Genomic DNA, 19,322 nt, shown 5'->3' with positions numbered 1-19,322 from the left:
CTCACTGGAGACATCCACGTGTTGCCCAACACCATCCCCACGGTGACCGTCACCGCCCGCTATCTCACCCCGGACGGCCTGCCGTTGAGCGGCAACGTCACCTTCCGGGCCCCGACGCTGCTCACCCACACCGGCAGCGACACCATCCTCGGCGGCCCGATCACCGCCCCGCTCGACGGCGACGGCCGCATCAAGGCCGTCCTGCCGGCCACCGACACCCCGGGCATGAACCCGGCCGGCTGGACGTACACCGTCGTCGAGGCGCTGTCCGGGCTGCCGGTGAACCGGACGTACGACATCGTCCTGCCCGCCGCGCAGAAGACGGTCGACCTCGCCGACCTCGCCCCCGTCGACCCCGAGGCCCCGCACTACGTCGCCGTCCCCGGGCCGCCCGGCCCGGCCGGCGACCCCGGCCCGGCGGGTCCGGCCGGCGCCCCCGGGCTCGTCCAGTCCGTCAACGGCAAGAGCGCCGCCGCGATCACGCTCGCCGCCGCGGACGTCCAGGCCGTGCCCGCCGCCTCCGTCGGCCGGGCCGGCGGCGTCGCCGCCCTCGACGCGTCCGGCAAGGTGCCCGCCGCCCAGCTCCCGCCGGGGGCCGTCGCCCCCGTGTCGTCCGTCAACGACAAGAAGGGCGACGTGAAGCTCGTCGCCTCCGACGTGGGCGCCCTCGACCAGGCGGCCGCCGACCTGCGGTACGTCCAGCAGTCGGCCGCCGTGCTCTCGGTCAACGGCCGGACGGGCCAGGTCGTCCTGGACGCGACGGCGCTGGGCGCGGCGGCGGCCGGCTCGGTCGTCACGCTGACCGGCGACCAGACCGTCTCCGGCACGAAGACGTTCACCAACGTCCCCACGGCGAAGGCCGATCCGACCTCGGGCGACCACCTGGTCCGCAAGAGCTACGTCGACGCCCTGGGTACGCCGGGGACTTGGGGTCCGACGGACCTGGGGTTCAAGGCGTGGACGTTCGATCCGGCGACGGCGTCGATGTCGACGACAGTAGCCGGCGACAAGAACCCCGGCTCACCGCAGTACTGTTCGCCGGGCCAGGTCTACCTGATGGGCCTCGTGCTCCGCACGCCCACGGAGATCAACAACATCGCGTTCTACATCCACGGCTACGCCGGCAACACGCTCGGCGCCGCGTCGTACGCGGGTCTGTACGACGCCACCGGCAAGCGGGTCGCGCTCACGCCCTCGCTCAAGGACAACTTTCCACGCGTGCTCGAAGGCACCACCGTCGCCCTGCCGCTCACGGCGCCGTACGTCGCGCAGCCCGGCTGCTACTGGGTGGCGATGGTCGTCAACGGGCCCGCCACCAAGACGGACGGCCCGGGCTTCGCCGTCGCGGCGAACTTCGGCCTCCGCCCGGCCGGAGGGGCCCGGATGCCCGGCGGCTTCGTCCGCCACTGCCGCCTCCCCGCCACCGGCCAGACGTCGCTGCCCACCTCGTTCAACCCGTCCACGGTCATCGACGACGCCAACGCCATCTGGGCTGCGATCGCCTGACATCCCCAACCCTAGGGAAGGAAACCGCCCATGGAGACGCGCTCCATTTTCACCGGCGCCGTCAAGGCGCTCGAGGCCCGCACGGAGACGTTCGGCATCACCGAGAGTTATGCACGCGGCCCCTTCACCGTACGTGTCCCGGAAGGCGCTCTGATCCTCGGTGCGAGCCAGCGGCTGGGCAAGCCGACGTGCGAAGACGGCAAGGCGTACCTCGACGGAAGCACACTGGTCACCGGCGAACCGACGGAGGACGGACTCGGCTGGACGGTACGTGACCTCGGCTTCAAGGTGCTGACCGACGTACCCGGTGCCGCCTGGACCGTGCCCCTCACCATCCGCGTCACTTACGCCGTCCCCGCCTGACCCTCCCCCACCCCCCGGGCGTGCCCCGCACCGCGACTCCGCGGTGCGGGGCACGCCCGTTGTCACTCCCGCAAGGAGACACCCGCATGGCAACCCCCCTCTCCGCAGACCAGTTCCTCGCCGCCCTCCGCGCCGAAGGCGTCACCGTCGTCGAGGTCGGCGACTGGCGCAACCACAACCGCAACCACAAGGGCGCCTGGGGCCCCGTCAACGGCGTGGTCGTCCACCACACCGCCTCCAGCGGCACCCGCGACTCCGTCGACCTCTGCTACGACGGCTACGACGAGCTGCCCGGCCCGCTCTGCCACGGCGTGATCGACAAGGAGGGCACCGTCCACCTCGTCGGCAACGGCCGCACCAACCACGCGGGCAGCGGCGACGCCGCCGTCCTCGACGCCGTCATCCGCGAATCCGCCCTCCCCCGTCCGACCGTCCAGAACACCGACGGCAACGTCCGCTTCTACGGCTTCGAGTGCATCAACGAGGGCGACGGCGCAGACCCCTGGCCGGCCGCCCAGCTGGAGGCCATCGAGCGCGTCTCGGCCGCCATCTGCCGCGCCCACGGCTGGGGTTCGGGCTCGGTCATCGGCCACAAGGAGTGGTCGATCGAGAAGATCGACCCCCGCGGCTTCGGCATGGACGACATGCGCGCCCGCATCGCCAAGCGCCTGGCCTCCGCCCCGGAGAAGCCCGCCACGCCGGGAGGCGCCACCGCCCGCTACACCGTCCGCCCCGGCGACACCCTCACCGCCATCGCCGAGGACCACGACACCACCGTCCCCCGCCTCGCCTCCCTCAACAGCCTCAAGGACCCGTACCTGCTGCATCCCGGCGACGAGCTCAAGGTCCCGGCCGCCGGGCCGCAGTACGAGCCGTTCCCCGGCGCGGACTTCTTCCGCTCCTCCCCCAGCTCGCCCGTCGTCACGGCCATGGGCCGCCGCCTCGTCGCCGAGGGCTGCTCCGCCTACGCCGACGGCCCCGGCCCGCGCTGGACCGACGCCGACCGCCGGTCGTACGCCAAGTGGCAGCGCAAGCTGGGCCTCAGCGGCTCGGACGCCGACGGCTGGCCGGGCGCGAAGAGCTGGGACGCGCTGAAGGTCCCGGCCGTGAAGGAGGGAAAGTGAGCACCGTCCACGGCATCGACGTCTCGTCCTACCAGTCGTCCGCCTACTCCACCGACGGCCTCGACTTCGTCTTCGTCAAGGCGACGGAGGGCCGGACGTACGTCAACCCGCGCATGGAGGCCCAGGCCGACCACGCCCGCCGTGCCGGACTCGTCGTCGGCTTCTACCACTTCCTCCACCCGGGCAACATCGATGCCCAGGCCGAGCACTTCGTCGAGCAGTGCGACTCCGTCGAGGGCGACATCCTCGCCTGCGACTGGGAGTCCACGGGCGCGGGCGCGGCCTCCTGCGCCGAGAAGGACGCCTTCCTCCGCAAGGTCAAGGCCCTCCGCCCCGGCCACCGCGTCATCCTCTACTGCAACCGCGACTTCTGGCGGAACCGGGACAGCACCTCCTACGCCGGGGACGGGCTGTGGATCGCGGACTACGTGGACGCCGGCTCGCCGCGGATCGAAGCGGACTGGCTGGTCCACCAGTTCACGGACGACCCGGTGGACACCAACGTGGCGCGGTTCGCGTCCCGTTCGGAGATGCGCGCCTGGGCGGGCGGCGGCGGTTCCACCCCGCCGCGCGCGGCCTACGAGCCGTTCCCCGGCGCGGACTTCTTCCGCTCCTCCCCCGTGTCCCCCGTCATCACGGCCATGGGCCGCCGCCTCGTCGCCGAGGGCTGCTCCGCCTACGCCGACGGCCCCGGGCCGCGCTGGACGGACGCCGACCGCGCCTCGTACCGGCGTTGGCAACAGAAGCTCGGCTTCAGCGGCGCCGACGCCGACGGCTGGCCGGGCGCGAAGAGCTGGGACGCGCTGAAGGTGCCGCGCTCATGACCGACGAGACGAAGCGCACGCTGCGCACGATCCTCCAGACCGCCGTCGCCCTCGCGGTCGCGCTCCCCGCGATCGTCGAGGCGTCCGGGATCCCGGCGTCCCTGCCGTGGGTCGCCGGCGCCCTCGCCGTCGCGGGCGGCCTGGCCCGCGTCATGGCCTTGCCGGCCGTGCAGGACGTGCTGCCGGGCTGGCTGCGTACGGACAACCGGGGCCGCCCATGAGCAACTTCACGCCGCCGACAGATGTGGCGGTCGAACTGGAGCGGTTGCGGGGGACGATGGAGGCCGGGTTCGCCCGGGTGGACGGGTCGTTGGCTCTGCTCGTGCAGCGCAGTGATCAGACGGACCGTCAACTCGCGGACCACGAGGAGCGCTTGGACGCCCTGGAGCGGGCCCGCTGGCCGCTCGCCAGCATCGCGGCCCTGACGGCCCTGGCGGGCCTGGCGATCTCGCTTCTGCAGCTGGCTGGTCGGTAGGGGGATGCCCCGGACCCGCCCTTTCACCGTTTCTTGCGCTCCCGCGCGGGGCATCGCGGCTTCGCCGCGAGGTCCTCAAACTCCCCCAAACAACACGCCGCAGGGCGGCCACCCCGGAACCCCGGGGCGACCGCCCTGCGCAACGCGAAAGGAGCGCAACCTTACTGGTTGTACGGCCCGTAGTCGTAGTCCTCCAGCGGAACCGCCTGACCCGACCCCGTCCCGAAGGGCGAGTAGTCGATGTCGTCGTACCCGACCGCCGAGTACATCGCGGCCTTCGCCTCCTCGGTCGGCTCGACCCGGATGTTCCGGTAACGGGACAGACCCGTACCGGCCGGGATGAGCTTACCGATGATGACGTTCTCCTTGAGACCGATGAGCGAGTCGGACTTGGCGTTGATCGCCGCGTCCGTCAGGACCCGGGTCGTCTCCTGGAAGGAGGCGGCCGACAGCCAGGACTCCGTCGCCAGCGAGGCCTTGGTGATACCCATCAGCTGCGGACGGCCGGAGGCGGGGTGACCGCCCTCCTGCACCACACGACGGTTCTCGGCCTCGAAGCGCGAGCGCTCCACGAGCTCGCCCGGCAGCAGCTCCGCGTCGCCGGACTCGATGATCGTCACACGGCGCAGCATCTGCCGGATGATGATCTCGATGTGCTTGTCGTGGATCGACACACCCTGCGAGTTGTAGACCTTCTGGACTTCCTGGACCAGGTGGACCTGGACGGCCCGCTGACCCAGGATGCGCAGCACGTCGTGCGGGTTGGTGGCACCCACGGTGAGCTTCTGGCCCACCTCGACGTGGTCGCCCTCGGCCACCAGCAGACGGGCCCGCTTCGAGATCGCGTAGGACGTCTCGTCGGAGCCGTCGTCCGGGGTGACGACGATCTTCTTGGTCTTCTCGGTCTCCTCGATCCGGACACGGCCGGCGGCCTCGGAGATCGGGGCGACACCCTTCGGCGTACGGGCCTCGAAGAGCTCGACGACACGGGGCAGACCCTGGGTGATGTCGTCACCGGCCACACCACCGGTGTGGAAGGTACGCATCGTCAGCTGGGTACCGGGCTCACCGATCGACTGGGCGGCGATGATGCCGGCCGCCTCGCCGATGTCCACCAGCTTGCCGGTCGCCAGCGAGCGGCCGTAGCAGTAGGCACAAGTGCCGACGGCGGACTCGCAGGTGAGGACGGAGCGGGTCTTGACCGTCTCGACGCCGTGGGCGACGAGCTGGTCGATGAGCACGTCACCGAGGTCGACGTTGGCCGGCGCGATGACCTTGCCGTCGACGACGACGTCCTCGGCCAGCATGCGGGCGTACACCGACGTCTCGACGTCGTCGGCCTTGCGCAGCACGCCGTCCTCGCCGCGGACGGCGATCGTCAGCTTGAGGCCGCGGTCGGTGCCGCAGTCCTCCTCGCGGATGATCACGTCCTGGGAGACGTCCACCAGACGACGGGTCAGGTAACCCGAGTCGGCGGTACGGAGGGCGGTGTCCGCGAGACCCTTACGGGCACCGTGGGTGGAGATGAAGTACTCCAGCACGGAGAGACCCTCGCGGAACGAGGCCTTGATGGGCCGCGGGATGGTCTCGTTTTTCGCGTTCGACACCAGACCACGCATACCGGCGATCTGCCGCATCTGCATCATGTTTCCTCGGGCACCCGAGTCAACCATCATGAAGATGGGGTTCGTCTTGGGGAAGTTCGCGTTCATCGCCTCGGCGACCTCGTTGGTCGCCTTGGTCCAGATCGCGATGAGCTCCTGCGTGCGCTCGTCCTTGGTGATCAGACCGCGCTCGTACTGCTTCTGGACCTTCTCGTCCTGGGCCTCGTAGCCCGCGACGATCTCCTTCTTGGCCTCGGGGACCACGACGTCGGAGATGGCCACGGTGACGCCGGAACGGGTCGCCCAGTGGAAGCCGGCCGCCTTCAGGTTGTCGAGCGTCGCCGCCACGATGACCTTGGGGTAGCGCTCGGCCAGGTCGTTGACGATCTCGGAGAGCTGCTTCTTGCCCACCGAGTAGTCGACGAACGGGTAGTCCTCGGGCAGCAGCTCGTTGAAGAGCGCGCGGCCCAGCGTGGTGCGCAGGCGGAACGAGTCGCCCTGCTGCCACTCCGGCTCGCCCTCCTCCGCGGCCGGCGGGGTCCAGCCGCGCGGCGGGACGGTGCCGATCGGGAAGCGGATGTCGACCTTCGCCTGGAGCGAGAGCTCCCGGGCGTCGAACGCCATGATCGCCTCGGCGACGGACGCGAACGAGCGGCCCTCGCCCTTGACCTCGCGCTCCTCCTCGTCGGTGGTGAGGAAGAAGAGGCCCAGCACCATGTCCTGGGTCGGCATGGTGACCGGACGGCCGTCGGCCGGCTTGAGGATGTTGTTCGAGGACAGCATCAGGATGCGGGCCTCGGCCTGCGCCTCCGCGGAGAGCGGCAGGTGGACGGCCATCTGGTCACCGTCGAAGTCCGCGTTGAACGCGGTGCAGACGAGCGGGTGGATCTGGATGGCCTTGCCCTCGACCAGCTGCGGCTCGAAGGCCTGGATGCCGAGGCGGTGCAGCGTGGGCGCACGGTTCAGCAGAACCGGGTGCTCCGCGATGACCTCTTCCAGCACGTCGTACACGACCGTGCGGCCGCGCTCGACCATGCGCTTGGCCGACTTGATGTTCTGCGCGTGGTTCAGGTCGACCAGGCGCTTCATCACGAACGGCTTGAAGAGCTCCAGCGCCATGGCCTTGGGCAGACCGCACTGGTGCAGCTTCAGCTGCGGACCGACGACGATGACGGAACGGGCCGAGTAGTCGACGCGCTTGCCGAGCAGGTTCTGACGGAAGCGGCCCTGCTTGCCCTTGAGCATGTCGGACAGCGACTTCAGCGGACGGTTGCCGGGGCCCGTGACCGGGCGGCCGCGGCGGCCGTTGTCGAAGAGCGCGTCGACGGCCTCCTGAAGCATGCGCTTCTCGTTGTTCACGATGATCTCGGGCGCACCGAGGTCAAGGAGTCGCTTGAGGCGGTTGTTGCGGTTGATGACGCGGCGGTACAGGTCGTTCAGGTCGGAGGTCGCGAAGCGGCCACCGTCCAGCTGCACCATCGGACGCAGGTCCGGCGGAATCACCGGGATGCAGTCCAGCACCATGCCGCTGGGGCTGTTGCGGGTCTGCAGGAAGGCGGAGACGACCTTGAGGCGCTTGAGCGCACGGGTCTTCTTCTGGCCCTTGCCGGTGCGGATGATCTCGCGGAGGCGCTCGGCCTCCTCCTCCAGGTCGAAGGACTCCAGGCGCTTCTGCAGCGCGGCGGCGCCCATCGCACCCATGAAGTAGGTGCCGAAGCGGTCGCGCAGCTCGCGGTAGAGCAGCTCATCGCCCTCGAGGTCCTGGACCTTGAGGTTCTTGAAGCGGTTCCAGACCTCGTCGAGGCGGTCGATCTCGCGCTGCGCGCGGTCGCGCAGCTGCTTCATCTCGCGCTCGGCGCCCTCGCGCACCTTGCGGCGCACGTCGGCCTTGGCGCCCTCGGCCTCCAGCTCGGCCAGGTCGGACTCGAGCTTCTTGGCGCGGGCCTCCAGGTCGGCGTCGCGGCGCTGCTCGATCTGCTGGCGCTCGACGGAGACGTGGGCCTCCAGCGACGGCAGGTCGCGCGTGCGGCGCTCCTCGTCCACCCACGTGATCATGTAGGCGGCGAAGTAGATGACCTTCTCGAGGTCCTTGGGCGCGAGGTCCAGCAGGTAGCCCAGCCGGCTCGGGACGCCCTTGAAGTACCAGATGTGCGTGACGGGGGCGGCCAGCTCGATGTGGCCCATCCGCTCACGGCGCACCTTGGCGCGGGTCACCTCGACGCCACAGCGCTCACAGATGATGCCCTTGAAGCGGACACGCTTGTACTTGCCGCAGTAGCACTCCCAGTCCCGGGTGGGGCCGAAGATCTTCTCGCAGAAGAGCCCGTCCTTTTCCGGCTTCAGGGTGCGGTAGTTGATGGTCTCCGGCTTCTTGACCTCGCCGTGGGACCAGGTTCGGATGTCGTCCGCGGTCGCCAGGCCGATCCGCAGCTCGTCGAAGAAGTTGACGTCGAGCACTTTGTCGTCAATCCCTCTTTCAGGGTTCGTGCCCTCTCGCACTAGCGAGGTATGGGCTCTACATCAGTGGTCTGGGGGTCCGGGGACGACCGGGGGATCTCATGGGATCCCCCGGTCAGACCCGTCAGACCTCTTCGACGCTGCTCGGCTCGCGCCGGGACAGGTCGATACCGAGCTCCTCCGCCGCGCGGAAGACGTCCTCGTCGGTGTCCCGCATCTCGATGGACATGCCGTCCGAGGACAGCACCTCCACGTTGAGGCAGAGGGACTGCATCTCCTTGATGAGCACCTTGAAGGACTCGGGGATGCCGGGCTCGGGGATGTTCTCGCCCTTGACGATCGCCTCGTAGACCTTCACTCGGCCGGTGACGTCGTCGGACTTGATGGTCAGGAGCTCCTGGAGGGCGTAGGCGGCGCCGTAAGCCTCCAGCGCCCACACCTCCATCTCACCGAAGCGCTGGCCACCGAACTGAGCCTTACCACCCAGCGGCTGCTGGGTGATCATGGAGTACGGACCGGTCGAACGGGCGTGCAGCTTGTCGTCGACCAGGTGGTGGAGCTTAAGGATGTACATGTACCCGACGGAGATCGGGTCCGGGAACGGCTCGCCGGAGCGGCCGTCGAACAGCCGGGCCTTGCCGGACGGGAGCACCATGCGCTCGCCGTCGCGGTTCGGCACGGTGTGCTCGAACAGACCGGCCAGCTCGTCCTCGCGGGCGCCGTCGAAGACCGGGGTCGCGACGTTGGTGCCCGGGGCGACCTCGGCGGCGCCGATGGCCTTGAGCCGCTCCATCCACTCCTCGCTGCCCTCGACGTTCCAGCCCTGGCTGGCGAGCCAGCCGAGGTGGATCTCGAGGACCTGTCCCGGGTTCATCCGGGACGGGACACCCAGCGGGTTGAGGATGATGTCGACCGGGGTGCCGTCCTCCAGGAACGGCATGTCCTCGACCGGCAGGATCTTGGAGATGACGCCCTTGTTGCCGTGACGGCCGGCGAGCTTGTCACCGTCGGTGATCTTGCGCTTCTGGGCGACGTAGACGCGGACGAGCTGGTTCACGCCCGGGGGCAGCTCGTCGCCCTCCTCGCGGTCGAAGACGCGGACGCCGATGACCTTGCCGATCTCGCCGTGCGGGACCTTCAGCGAGGTGTCACGGACCTCACGGGCCTTCTCACCGAAGATCGCGCGGAGCAGGCGCTCCTCGGGGGTCAGCTCGGTCTCACCCTTCGGGGTGACCTTGCCGACGAGGATGTCGCCGCCGATGACCTCGGCACCGATGCGGATGATGCCGCGCTCGTCGAGGTCGGAGAGGACCTCCTCGGAGACGTTCGGGATGTCCCGGGTGATCTCCTCGGGGCCGAGCTTGGTGTCACGGGCGTCGACCTCGTGCTCCTCGATGTGGATCGAGGACAGGACGTCGTCCTGGACGAGGCGCTGCGACAGGATGATCGCGTCCTCGTAGTTGTGGCCCTCCCACGGCATGAACGCCACGAGCAGGTTCTTGCCGAGCGCCATCTCACCGTTCTCGGTGGACGGGCCGTCGGCGAGCACCTGGCCGGCCACGACGCGGGCGCCCTCGTCCACGACGACCTTCTGGTTGAAGGACGTGCCCTGGTTCGAGCGGGAGAACTTGGCGACCCGGTAGGTGTTGTAGGTGCCGTCGTCGTTGGCGACGGTGACGTAGTCCGCGGAGATCTCCTGGACCACGCCGTCCTTCTCGGCCTTGATGACGTCGCCGGCGTCGACCGCGCAGCGGTACTCCATGCCGGTGCCGACCAGCGGGGCCTCCGCCTTGATCAGCGGAACGGCCTGGCGCATCATGTTCGATCCCATGAGCGCGCGGTTGGCGTCGTCGTGCTCGAGGAACGGGATCATGGCGGTCGCGACCGACACCATCTGGCGCGGCGAGACGTCCATGTAGTCGACCTCGGACGGGTCGATGTAGTCGATCTCACCGCCGCGGCGGCGGACCAGGACGCGGTTCTCGGCGAAGCGGAGCTCGTCCGTCAGCGGCGCGTTGGCCTGCGCGATGACGAAGCGGTCCTCCTCGTCGGCGGTCAGGTAGTGCACCTCGTCGGTGACCTGGCCGTCGATGACCTTGCGGTACGGGGTCTCGACGAAGCCGAACGCGTTGACCCGGCCGTAGGAGGCGAGCGAACCGATCAGACCGATGTTCGGGCCTTCCGGCGTCTCGATCGGGCACATGCGGCCGTAGTGCGACGGGTGGACGTCCCGGACCTCGAAGCCGGCCCGCTCACGGGAGAGACCGCCCGGACCCAGCGCCGACAGACGGCGCTTGTGGGTCAGACCCGACAGCGGGTTGGTCTGGTCCATGAACTGGGACAGCTGGCTGGTGCCGAAGAACTCCTTGATGGAGGCGACGACCGGCCGGATGTTGATCAGGGTCTGCGGCGTGATCGCCTCGACGTCCTGGGTGGTCATCCGCTCGCGGACGACGCGCTCCATACGGGCCAGACCGGTGCGGACCTGGTTCTGGATGAGCTCGCCGACGTTGCGCAGACGACGGTTGCCGAAGTGGTCGATGTCGTCGGTCTCGACGACGATCGAGGTGCCGTTCTCGCCGACCGTCTCGGTCTCACCGGCGTGCAGCTTCACCAGGTACTTGATCGTCGCGATGATGTCGTCGACGGTCAGCACACCGGCGTCGAGCGGGGCGTCGGCGCCCAGCTTCTTGTTGACCTTGTAGCGGCCGACCTTCGCCAGGTCGTAGCGCTTGGGGTTGAAGTAGAGGTTCTCGAGCAGCGTCTGCGCGGCCTCACGCGTCGGGGGCTCGCCCGGGCGCAGCTTGCGGTAGATGTCGAGCAGCGCGTCGTCCTGGCCCTGGGTGTGGTCCTTCTCCAGGGTGGCGCGCATGGACTCGTACTCGCCGAACTCCTCGAGGATCTGCTCGGTGGTCCAGCCGAGGGCCTTGAGGAGGACGGTGACGGACTGCTTGCGCTTGCGGTCGATGCGGACACCGACCATGTCCCGCTTGTCGACCTCCATCTCCAGCCAGGCACCCCGGGACGGGATGATCTTGGCCGTGAAGATGTCCTTGTCGGACGTCTTGTCGATGGCGGAGTCGAAGTAGACACCGGGGGAACGGACCAGCTGCGAGACGACGACACGCTCGGTGCCGTTGATGCAGAAGGTGCCCTTGGGCGTCATGAGCGGGAAGTCGCCCATGAAGACCGTCTGGGACTTGATCTCACCGGTCTCGTTGTTGGTGAACTCGGCGGTGACGAAGAGCGGGGCCGCGTACGTGAAGTCGCGCTCCTTGCACTCGTCGATCGAGTTCTTCGGGGGCTCGAAGCGGTGGTCACGGAACGTCAGCGACATCGACCCGGAGAAGTCCTCGATCGGGGAGATCTCCTCGAAGATCTCCTCCAGACCGGACTTGGTGGGGACGTCCTGACCAGACTCCAGCGCAGCCTCGACGCGAGCCTTCCAGGCGGCGTTGCCGAGCAGCCAGTCGAAGCTCTCGGTCTGCAGCGCAAGGAGGTTCGGAACCTCGAGAGGCTCCTTGATCTTCGCAAATGAGATGCGCAGCGGGGCAGTGCTGGCGCCGTTGTTCGTATTGGCGGTCGAGGCGTTGCGCGAGGCGGCCAAGAGGGGGTCCTTCCGAGGGCTCGGACTCACTGCGCGCGTACCGGTCCCACGCCGTGCGTCGATAAGAAATCCCAGGTCAGGGGGTTTCCATCAATGGTGCTCGACAGTGGGCATGCCCCTGGTGACGGGCAGGGAGCAGCTAACAGGCAGCGCAAAGGGTCAGTGTAGCCACTTGGCCCACTGATGTCCAGAGCGGATGTCCCGAGACCGGTGCGATACCAATCTCTCCCTCCGGGATCCTGTTGTCCTCGCCGTACCCGCCGGACGCGACCGCGGCGCCCGGCTCGCCCGGCGACCGCCTGGCGCCGGAAGTGCACGACGATACTTCCCTCTCCGCCGTCGTTCCATGCCTCGGACGGTGAACCGATGGCGGTGTTCGGGAGGTTCCGCACGTCACTGCGGACTGAGAATTGCGCGCCACGTGCCGTTCGTCAAGGCCCTCCGGCCCCCGGGCGGCCCGTCGGCGGCCCTGCGGCGCGCCGTTCCGGGCCCTGCGACGGGGCGAACAAAGATCACCATACTCGCCCCGGAGGCGGCATCGTGCAGCCCTCCCGGGTACGCCGAAGGGCGACCACCCGCATGGGTGATCGCCCTTCGTTCGTCTGACGAGTCAGACAGGGACCCTCAGGCCCCGTGGGGTCACTTGACCTCGACGGAGGCGCCGGCGCCCTTGAGGGACTCGGCGGCCTTGTCGGCGGTCTCCTTGTTGACCTTCTCGAGGACCGGCTTCGGGGTGCCGTCGACGAGGTCCTTGGCCTCCTTCAGACCCAGGGAGGTCAGCTCGCGCACGACCTTGATGACCTGGATCTTCTTGTCACCGGCGGCGGTGAGGATGACGTCGAACTCGTCCTTCTCCTCGGCGGCGGCAGCGCCCTCGCCACCGGCGGCACCGCCGGCGACGACGACCGGCGCGGCAGCGGCGGCGGTGACGTCGAACTTCTCCTCGAAGGCGGAGACGAACTCGGCCAGCTCGATGAGGGTCATCTCCTCGAACTGCGCGAGCAGCTCGTCCTTGGTCAGCTTCGCCATGATGGCGGTCCTTCCACTAAATCGGCAGGTGCCGGGATGTACATGTCGGCGGGCGTACGGCCCGCTACGACCGGTGCCGGGTGGCGCCGGTCACTGCGCGAGCCGAATTACTCGGCACCGCCCTGCTCGGCCTGCTTGGCGCGCAGCGCGTCCACGGTGCGGACGAGCTTCGTCGGCAGCGCCTGGAAGAGGGAGGCAGCCTGGGACTGCTTGCCCTTCATGGCACCGGCCAGCTTGCTGAGCAGAACCTCGCGGGACTCGAGGTCCGCAAGCTTCTTGATCTCATCGGCGGTCATCGCCTTGCCATCAAGGACACCGCCCTTGATGATGAGATTCGGGTTCTCCTTGGCGAAGTCACGAAGACCCTTCGCCGACTCCACCGGGTCACCGGTGACGAAGGCGACCGCAGTCGGACCAGCGAAAAGCTCGTCCGCCAGCGTGATCCCGGCCTCACCAGCCGCGATCTTGGTCAGCGTGTTCTTCACCACGGCGTACTGCGCGTTCTCACCGAGCGAACGGCGCAGCGTCTTGAGCTGCGCCACGGTGAGACCGCGGTACTCGGTCAGCACGGCGGCGTTGGAGCTGCGGAACTTGTCCGTCAGCTCGGCAACCGCGGCAGACTTGTCGGGCCTCGCCATGAGCCTCGGCCTCCTTCCGGGTGATTCGGACCGCATAGGCGCGAGAAGGGACCTGGGCAAAACGAAACGCCCCGGCGCGGGCGCTCGGGGCGTGACTCGACCACGGTGAGCAACTGGCATCCAGCCGCCCAGTGGGAGTTCAACCACAATCACCTGCGCAGGTCGCCCGCAGCTAGCGGATCCTTCGGCCACCACGCCTTCGAGCGAAGGCACAGCAACGACCAGCGGTCTTTGGCTTCCGGAACACGATAGGTGAACGACCTGCGCGGAGGCAAATCCGGTCAGGACTGCTTCTTGGCGTCCTCGATGCTCTTCGCCAGGTCCTTCATCATCTGGGCGAAGTCGGCGGTCTGGTCGGCCGGCGGCGCGGCGGCGTCGACCTTGGTGCCGTAATCGGTGTAATCGGCGGTGATCTTCATCTTGCCCTGGGCGGTGTCCATCCCCATGATCATTTTCACCGGGAGGTCGTCGCCGTTGACCCAGAATTCGGTGTCGTATCCCTTGATGCCGGCCTGCTTGGCGGCGTCCAGGAACTTCTGGCGGTCCTTCGCGTCCATGACCTTGGCGGACTCGTTGCCCTTGAGCAATTCGTCGAGCGTGAGGGTGCCCTTGTAGTGCTGGGCGTCGACGCCGTTGACCTTCTCCGGGCCCACGCGCTTGAGGCTCGGCGAGTCCAGCAGGGCGGCCATCTGCTTGGCCGGGTCCTGGTTGGCGTTGTCCATCTTCGAGGTCAGCTGCTGCTGCATGGCCGCGTTGGGCGCGTCCTTGAAGTCGAGCTTCATCCACTTCTTGCCGCGCAGCCCCTCGGGGGCGTCCTTCATAGAGGCGGCGGGCATCTCGGTGTACAGGACGCCGTCCACCATGATCATGCGGGTCTTGCCGGTGCCGGCACCGCCGCCGGCCATGGCGGGGGCGCCCGACATCGTCATGTCCATCCGGCTGGGGTTCCAGCCCATGACGCCGTCCATGACCATCTCGCCGCTCTCGGACGGCTTGCTGCCGGTCGCGGACACGGTCATGTGCACCTTGGCCGACCTGACGGCGCTGGTCTTCTTGTAGGCCGCCTGGAGGGCCTGGACGGGGCTGCGGTCGTCGGAGCCCTTGGCGGCGCCCTGGGAGGCGCTCTTGTCGCTCTTCTTGTCGTCCTTCTTGTCGTCGGAGTCGCATGCGACGGCGCCGACGAGAATCGCGGCCGCGGAAAGCGAAATACCTATGCGGCGCACCGTGGACCTGGCCATGTCCCCCACCTTTTGGAGATTGCTGTGCTCGTTCGCCGGAACGATAACCCAGGGGTGCGACAAAGGGGCAACAAGAAAGGGCCGGCCCCCGCACCGGGAAGGTGCGGGGGCCGGCCCCTCGGTCACGCGCCGCGTGCGCGGTCTCAGACGGCCTCGTCCTCGACCAGCAGGTTGCGGGTGCGGTTCGGGTCCAGCGGGATGCCGGCGCCCATGGTGGTGGTCAGGGTCGCCTTCTTGACGTAGCGGCCCTTGGCGGCGGACGGCTTCAGACGGAGGATCTCCTCCAGCGCCGCGGCGTAGTTCTCGATCAGCGACTTCTCGTCGAACGAGACCTTGCCGATGATGAAGTGCAGGTTCGCGTGCTTGTCGACACGGAACTCGATCTTGCCGCCCTTGATGTCGGTCACGGCCTTGGCCGTGTCCGGGGTGACGGTGCCGGTCTTCGGGTTCGGCATCAGGCCACGGGGACCGAGCACGCGGCCGAGGCGGCCGACCTTGCCCATGAGGTCCGGGGTGGCGACGACGGCGTCGAAGTCCAGGCGGCCCTTGGCGACCTCGTCGATCAGCTCGTCGGCACCGACGATGTCGGCGCCGGCGGCACGCGCGGCCTCGGCACGGTCGCCGGTCGCGAAGACCAGGACCCGGGCGGTCTTACCGGTGCCGTGCGGGAGGTTCACGGTGCCGCGGACCATCTGGTCGGCCTTGCGCGGGTCGACACCCAGGCGCAGGGCAACCTCGACGGTGGCGTCGAACTTGGTGGCGGAGGTCTCCTTCGCCAGGCGGACGGCCTCGAGCGGGGCGTACAGGCGCTCCCGGTCGATCTTCGCGTCCACGTTGCGAAGAGTCTTGCTGCGCTTCACTGAAACTCCTCAGTTTCTTGGAGTCGTGGTGCGGGCCAGCGCCGGCCCTTCCACGGGGATGTGCCAGAAGGCGGGGTGAAGGGATCAGCCCTCGACCGTGATGCCCATGGAGCGGGCGGTGCCGGCGATGATCTTCTCGGCGGCGTCCAGGTCGTTGGCGTTCAGGTCGGGCATCTTGGTGGTGGCGATGTCGCGGACCTGGTCGCGGGTGATCTTGGCGACCTTGGTCTTGTGCGGCTCGCCGGAGCCCTTCTCCACGCCCGCGGCCTTGAGGATCAGCTTCGCGGCCGGCGGGGTCTTGGTCACGAAGGTGAAGGAACGGTCCTCGTAGACCGTGATCTCCACCGGCACGACCATGCCACGCTGCGACTCGGTCGCGGCGTTGTAGGCCTTGCAGAACTCCATGATGTTGACGCCGTGCTGACCCAGCGCGGGGCCGACCGGCGGAGCCGGGTTGGCGGCGCCGGCCTGGATCTGGAGCTTGATGAGCCCCGTGACCTTCTTCTTCTTGGGAGGCATTGCTCTCTCCGGGTCCTGGTGAGAATTTTTTGCCCACGACACACTGCTCGCGGGCATACCGCACCACGATAGCGGGTAACGTGGCCGGGCCAAAAACCGAGGGGCCAGACCGCTGCCGGTCTGGCCCCTCGGACGCCTGTGGCTAGTTCTTCTGGATCTGGTCGAAGCTCAGCTCGACCGGCGTCTCGCGGCCGAAGATCTCGACGAGGCCCTTGACCTTCTTCGAGTCGGCGTTGATCTCGTTGATCGTGGCCTGGAGGGTGGCGAACGGACCGTCGGTGACGGTGACCGAGTCGCCGACCTCGAAGTCCAGCACCTGGACCTCGACCTTGCGGCTCGGGGCCGGGCGGCCCTCGGCCTCGGCGGCCTCCTTGGCGGCCTTGGCCTCCGCCTCCGGGGCGAGCATCTTGACGATCTCGTCCAGGGTCAGCGGGTACGGGTCGTAGGCGTTGCCGACGAAGCCGGTGACACCCGGGGTGTTGCGGACGACGCCCCAGGACTCGTTCGTCAGGTCCATGCGCACCAGCACGTAGCCGGGGAGCTTGTTCTGGCGGACGGTGCGGCGGTCGCCGTTCTTGATCTGGACGACCTCTTCCTGCGGCACCTCGGCCTGGAAGATGTAGTCCTCGACGTTCAGCGAGACGGCGCGCTGCTCGAGGTTGGTCTTCACGCGGTTCTCGTAGCCCGCGTAGGTGTGGATGACGTACCACTCGCCGGGCAGCCCGCGCAGCTCCTCGCGGAGCGCGGCGACCGGGTCGACGGCCTCGGGCTCCTCGGCGGCCTCCTCCTCGGCGGCCTCGGTTTCCGGGGCTTCCTCGGCGGCGGGCTCCGCGGCCTCGGCCGGGGCCTCCTCGCCGGCGCCCTCGGCCGGCTCCTGCGCAGCGGCCGCAGCGTCGCCCTCGACCTCGGCCGAGACAGCCGCGTCCACGTCGGCCTCTGCCGCCTCGACGGGCTCGGCGGCGTCGGGGTTCAGGTTCGGGTCAGACACGTGGCTGCTTCTTCCTGGTCTTCAAAGGGTGGAACGTGCAAAAAGGCGGCTGCCCGGAAGAACTCCCGGGGCCGGCCGCCCTGCGCGCGGGCGGGCTCAGCCGAAGACGTACTTGACGGCGTTGCTGAACCCATAGTCAATCACGGTCACGAGACCAATGACGATGACGACGAAGACGATCACCACGGTGGTGTACGTCGAGAGCTGGCTGCGGGTGGGCCAGACGACCTTGCGGAGCTCCGCCACGACCTGGCGGTAGAACAGCGCGAGGCGGCCCAGGGGGCCCTTCTTGCCGCGCTTGCCGCCGCGGCGCTTCTTGACGGCGACCTCGTCCTCGGGACGACCGCTTTCAGGCGTCGCGGTGGAGCCCAGGGCTTCCGTCACTACGTCCTCACCTGAATCCGGGTCGTGGCCGTGCCGCGCCCGGTTGAGCCGCACGGCGGTGCATCAGTGCGTACGCACGCACCTCGGTGACGATGCGTGTAGCAGGGCCGAAGGGACTTGAACCCCCAACCGCTGGTTTTGGAGACCAGTGCTCTACCAATTGAGCTACGACCCTTTGTGGTTCCCCCAACGTACCGCATCCGGCCGGAAGCACGGTGTGCCCGTGGCCGATTCGCCGTGGAGGGGCCAACGACGCATGAGTGTACGTGCTTCCCGCCCCCGCGTCGAACAGATACCGCCGCGACCTCCGGAAAGGGCCCCGCGGGCCGTCCCCCACCGTTCCCCTACCGCTCCCGTACCGCTTCCCGGAATGCGGGCGCCCGGTTCGTGCCCGGTCTGCGACGATGCCTGTATGACCGATGCCACCGCTCCCTTCCCCGCCGCGCAGGCACCCACCGACCGCCGGGTCTCCACCCGCATCGGGTCGATCTCCGAGTCCGCGACGCTCGCCGTGGACGCCAAGGCCAAGGCCCTCAAGGCGGCCGGGCGCCCGGTGATCGGCTTCGGTGCCGGCGAGCCGGACTTCCCCACCCCGGACTACATCGTCGAGGCCGCCGTGGAGGCGTGCCGCGACCCCAGGAACCACCGCTACACCCCGGCCGGCGGCCTGCCCGAGCTCAAGGCGGCCATCGCCGCCAAGACGCTGCGCGACTCCGGCTACGAGGTCGAGGCGTCCCAGGTGCTCGTCACCAACGGCGGCAAGCAGGCCATCTACGCGGCCTTCGCCACCATCCTCGACCCGGGCGACGAGGTCATCGTCCCCGCGCCGTACTGGACGACCTACCCCGAGTCGATCCGTCTCGCCGGCGGCATCCCGGTCGAGGTCGTCGCCGACGAGACCACCGGCTACCGGGTCTCCGTCGAGCAGCTGGAGGCCGCCCGCACCGAGCACACCAAGGTGCTGCTCTTCGTCTCGCCCTCCAACCCGACCGGCGCCGTCTACTCGCGCGCCGAGGTCGAGGCCATCGGCCGCTGGGCGGCGGAGCACGGGCTGTGGGTCCTCACCGACGAGATCTACGAGCACCTGGTCTACGGCGACGCCGAGTTCTCGTCGCTGCCGGTGGTGGTGCCGGAGCTGCGCGACAAGTGCGTCGTCGTCAACGGCGTCGCCAAGACGTACGCCATGACGGGCTGGCGCGTGGGCTGGGTCATCGGCCCGAAGGACGTCGTGAAGGCCGCGACGAACCTCCAGTCGCACGCCACGTCCAACGTGAGCAACGTGGCGCAGCGCGCCGCGCTGGCCGCCGTCTCCGGCGACCTGAAGGCCGTCGAGGAGATGAAGACCGCCTTCGACCGCCGGCGGCGGAAGATCGTGCAGATGCTCAACGAGATCGACGGCGTCGTCTGCCCCGAGCCCGAGGGCGCCTTCTACGCCTACCCCTCGGTGAAGGCGCTGCTCGGCAAGGAGATCCGCGGGCGGCGGCCGGCCACCTCGGTGGAGCTGGCGGCGCTGATCCTGGAGGAGGCCGAGGTCGCGGTCGTCCCGGGCGAGGCGTTCGGCACGCCGGGCTATCTGCGGCTGTCCTACGCGCTGGGCGACGAGGACCTCGTCGAGGGCGTCTCCCGGATCCAGAAGCTGCTGGCCGAGGCGCGCGGCTGAGTCCCCCGCGGAGGGCCGTCCCGGATTCCGGGGCGGCCCTCCCCCC

At 68.9% G+C, this 19,322-nt stretch carries 16 protein-coding genes, 1 tRNA gene and 1 pseudogene; 8 read left to right on the top strand and 10 right to left on the bottom strand.

The features are described from left to right. Positions 1-18 precede the first annotated feature (18 nt). From AC230_RS25500 to AC230_RS25475, 7 genes and pseudogenes are all read left to right on the top strand, one after another. Positions 19-1,506, top strand: coding sequence for a hypothetical protein (locus AC230_RS25500; protein ID WP_049718643.1), 1,488 nt, complete (start codon positions 19-21; stop codon positions 1,504-1,506). Between the two features lie 30 nt (positions 1,507-1,536). Then, positions 1,537-1,869: a hypothetical protein gene (locus tag AC230_RS25495; RefSeq protein WP_049718642.1), complete on the top strand. Its 333-nt coding sequence runs from the start codon at positions 1,537-1,539 to the stop codon at positions 1,867-1,869. Between the two features lie 86 nt (positions 1,870-1,955). Beyond that, entirely contained in the window at positions 1,956-2,993 is a 1,038-nt protein-coding gene (locus AC230_RS25490) for a peptidoglycan-binding protein (RefSeq protein ID WP_049718641.1), read from the top strand. After that, a pseudogene (locus AC230_RS25485) lies at positions 2,990-3,538 on the top strand (glycoside hydrolase family 25 protein); the annotation flags it as partial. The gene AC230_RS25490 and the pseudogene AC230_RS25485, both read left to right, overlap by 4 nt. After that, positions 3,524-3,817, top strand: coding sequence for a peptidoglycan-binding protein (locus tag AC230_RS34405; RefSeq protein ID WP_277816934.1), 294 nt, complete (start codon positions 3,524-3,526; stop codon positions 3,815-3,817). The pseudogene AC230_RS25485 and the gene AC230_RS34405, both read left to right, overlap by 15 nt. Further along, positions 3,814-4,038, top strand: coding sequence for a hypothetical protein (locus AC230_RS25480; RefSeq protein WP_049718639.1), 225 nt, complete (start codon positions 3,814-3,816; stop codon positions 4,036-4,038). The genes AC230_RS34405 and AC230_RS25480 overlap by 4 nt, the downstream gene beginning before the upstream one ends. Continuing rightward, positions 4,035-4,292: a hypothetical protein gene (locus tag AC230_RS25475; RefSeq protein ID WP_049718638.1), complete on the top strand. Its 258-nt coding sequence runs from the start codon at positions 4,035-4,037 to the stop codon at positions 4,290-4,292. The genes AC230_RS25480 and AC230_RS25475 overlap by 4 nt, the downstream gene beginning before the upstream one ends. Before the next feature lie 161 nt (positions 4,293-4,453). Here the strand turns inward: AC230_RS25475 and AC230_RS25470 are convergent, their stop codons facing one another. The 10 genes from AC230_RS25470 to AC230_RS25425 all read right to left on the bottom strand — a co-directional run bounded on the left by AC230_RS25470 (position 4,454) and on the right by AC230_RS25425 (position 17,791). Beyond that, entirely contained in the window at positions 4,454-8,353 is a 3,900-nt protein-coding gene (locus AC230_RS25470; RefSeq protein WP_049718637.1) for a DNA-directed RNA polymerase subunit beta', read from the bottom strand. 124 nt (positions 8,354-8,477) lie between these two features. Then, positions 8,478-11,960: a DNA-directed RNA polymerase subunit beta gene (gene rpoB / locus AC230_RS25465; RefSeq protein ID WP_049718636.1), complete on the bottom strand. Its 3,483-nt coding sequence runs from the start codon at positions 11,958-11,960 to the stop codon at positions 8,478-8,480. Positions 11,961-12,599: 639 nt separating this feature from the next. Next, entirely contained in the window at positions 12,600-12,989 is a 390-nt protein-coding gene (gene rplL / locus AC230_RS25460) for a 50S ribosomal protein L7/L12 (RefSeq protein WP_049718635.1), read from the bottom strand. 107 nt (positions 12,990-13,096) lie between these two features. After that, the gene (gene rplJ, locus AC230_RS25455; protein ID WP_049718634.1) at positions 13,097-13,627 is read right to left on the bottom strand and encodes a 50S ribosomal protein L10; all 531 of its coding nucleotides are present in this window, start codon (positions 13,625-13,627) and stop codon (positions 13,097-13,099) included. Positions 13,628-13,908: 281 nt separating this feature from the next. Next, positions 13,909-14,865 carry an SCO4651 family lipoprotein gene (locus AC230_RS25450; RefSeq protein WP_049718633.1) on the bottom strand — a complete coding sequence of 319 codons (957 nt, stop codon included), beginning with the start codon at positions 14,863-14,865 and terminating at the stop codon, positions 13,909-13,911. Between the two features lie 143 nt (positions 14,866-15,008). Then, positions 15,009-15,725 carry a 50S ribosomal protein L1 gene (gene rplA, locus AC230_RS25445; RefSeq protein WP_049718632.1) on the bottom strand — a complete coding sequence of 239 codons (717 nt, stop codon included), beginning with the start codon at positions 15,723-15,725 and terminating at the stop codon, positions 15,009-15,011. A gap of 84 nt (positions 15,726-15,809) precedes the next feature. Then, complete coding sequence (gene rplK, locus AC230_RS25440; protein WP_030412999.1) at positions 15,810-16,244, bottom strand: 50S ribosomal protein L11; 435 nt, start codon at positions 16,242-16,244, stop codon at positions 15,810-15,812. A gap of 142 nt (positions 16,245-16,386) precedes the next feature. After that, positions 16,387-17,232 carry a transcription termination/antitermination protein NusG gene (gene nusG / locus AC230_RS25435; protein WP_049718631.1) on the bottom strand — a complete coding sequence of 282 codons (846 nt, stop codon included), beginning with the start codon at positions 17,230-17,232 and terminating at the stop codon, positions 16,387-16,389. Between the two features lie 96 nt (positions 17,233-17,328). Continuing rightward, on the bottom strand, positions 17,329-17,616 hold the full coding sequence (secE, locus tag AC230_RS25430) for a preprotein translocase subunit SecE (RefSeq protein WP_049718630.1): 288 nt from the start codon (positions 17,614-17,616) through the stop codon (positions 17,329-17,331). Between the two features lie 102 nt (positions 17,617-17,718). Beyond that, positions 17,719-17,791, bottom strand: a tRNA-Trp gene (locus AC230_RS25425). Positions 17,792-18,028: 237 nt separating this feature from the next. On the opposite strand from AC230_RS25425, the gene AC230_RS25420 reads away from it, so the two are divergent. After that, positions 18,029-19,276 (top strand): pyridoxal phosphate-dependent aminotransferase, encoded by a 1,248-nt coding sequence (locus AC230_RS25420; RefSeq protein ID WP_049718629.1) that lies wholly within the window; start codon positions 18,029-18,031, stop codon positions 19,274-19,276. Positions 19,277-19,322 lie beyond the last annotated feature (46 nt).

The organism is Streptomyces caatingaensis (genome assembly GCF_001187435.1).
GTDB classification, from domain to species: Bacteria; Actinomycetota; Actinomycetes; order Streptomycetales; family Streptomycetaceae; genus Streptomyces; species Streptomyces caatingaensis.
This window is presented reverse-complemented; position numbering and strand designations above follow the sequence as displayed.

Coding starts and splice junctions, on each gene's coding strand:
- AC230_RS25495 (WP_049718642.1), top strand. CDS start 1,537: ATGGAGACGCGCTCCATTTTCACCGGCGCCGTCAAGGCGCTCGAGGCC.
- AC230_RS25490 (WP_049718641.1), top strand. CDS start 1,956: ATGGCAACCCCCCTCTCCGCAGACCAGTTCCTCGCCGCCCTCCGCGCC.
- AC230_RS34405 (WP_277816934.1), top strand. CDS start 3,524: ATGCGCGCCTGGGCGGGCGGCGGCGGTTCCACCCCGCCGCGCGCGGCC.
- AC230_RS25480 (WP_049718639.1), top strand. CDS start 3,814: ATGACCGACGAGACGAAGCGCACGCTGCGCACGATCCTCCAGACCGCC.
- AC230_RS25475 (WP_049718638.1), top strand. CDS start 4,035: ATGAGCAACTTCACGCCGCCGACAGATGTGGCGGTCGAACTGGAGCGG.
- rplL (WP_049718635.1), bottom strand. CDS start 12,989: ATGGCGAAGCTGACCAAGGACGAGCTGCTCGCGCAGTTCGAGGAGATG.
- rplJ (WP_049718634.1), bottom strand. CDS start 13,627: ATGGCGAGGCCCGACAAGTCTGCCGCGGTTGCCGAGCTGACGGACAAG.
- AC230_RS25450 (WP_049718633.1), bottom strand. CDS start 14,865: ATGGCCAGGTCCACGGTGCGCCGCATAGGTATTTCGCTTTCCGCGGCC.
- rplK (WP_030412999.1), bottom strand. CDS start 16,244: ATGCCTCCCAAGAAGAAGAAGGTCACGGGGCTCATCAAGCTCCAGATC.
- AC230_RS25420 (WP_049718629.1), top strand. CDS start 18,029: ATGACCGATGCCACCGCTCCCTTCCCCGCCGCGCAGGCACCCACCGAC.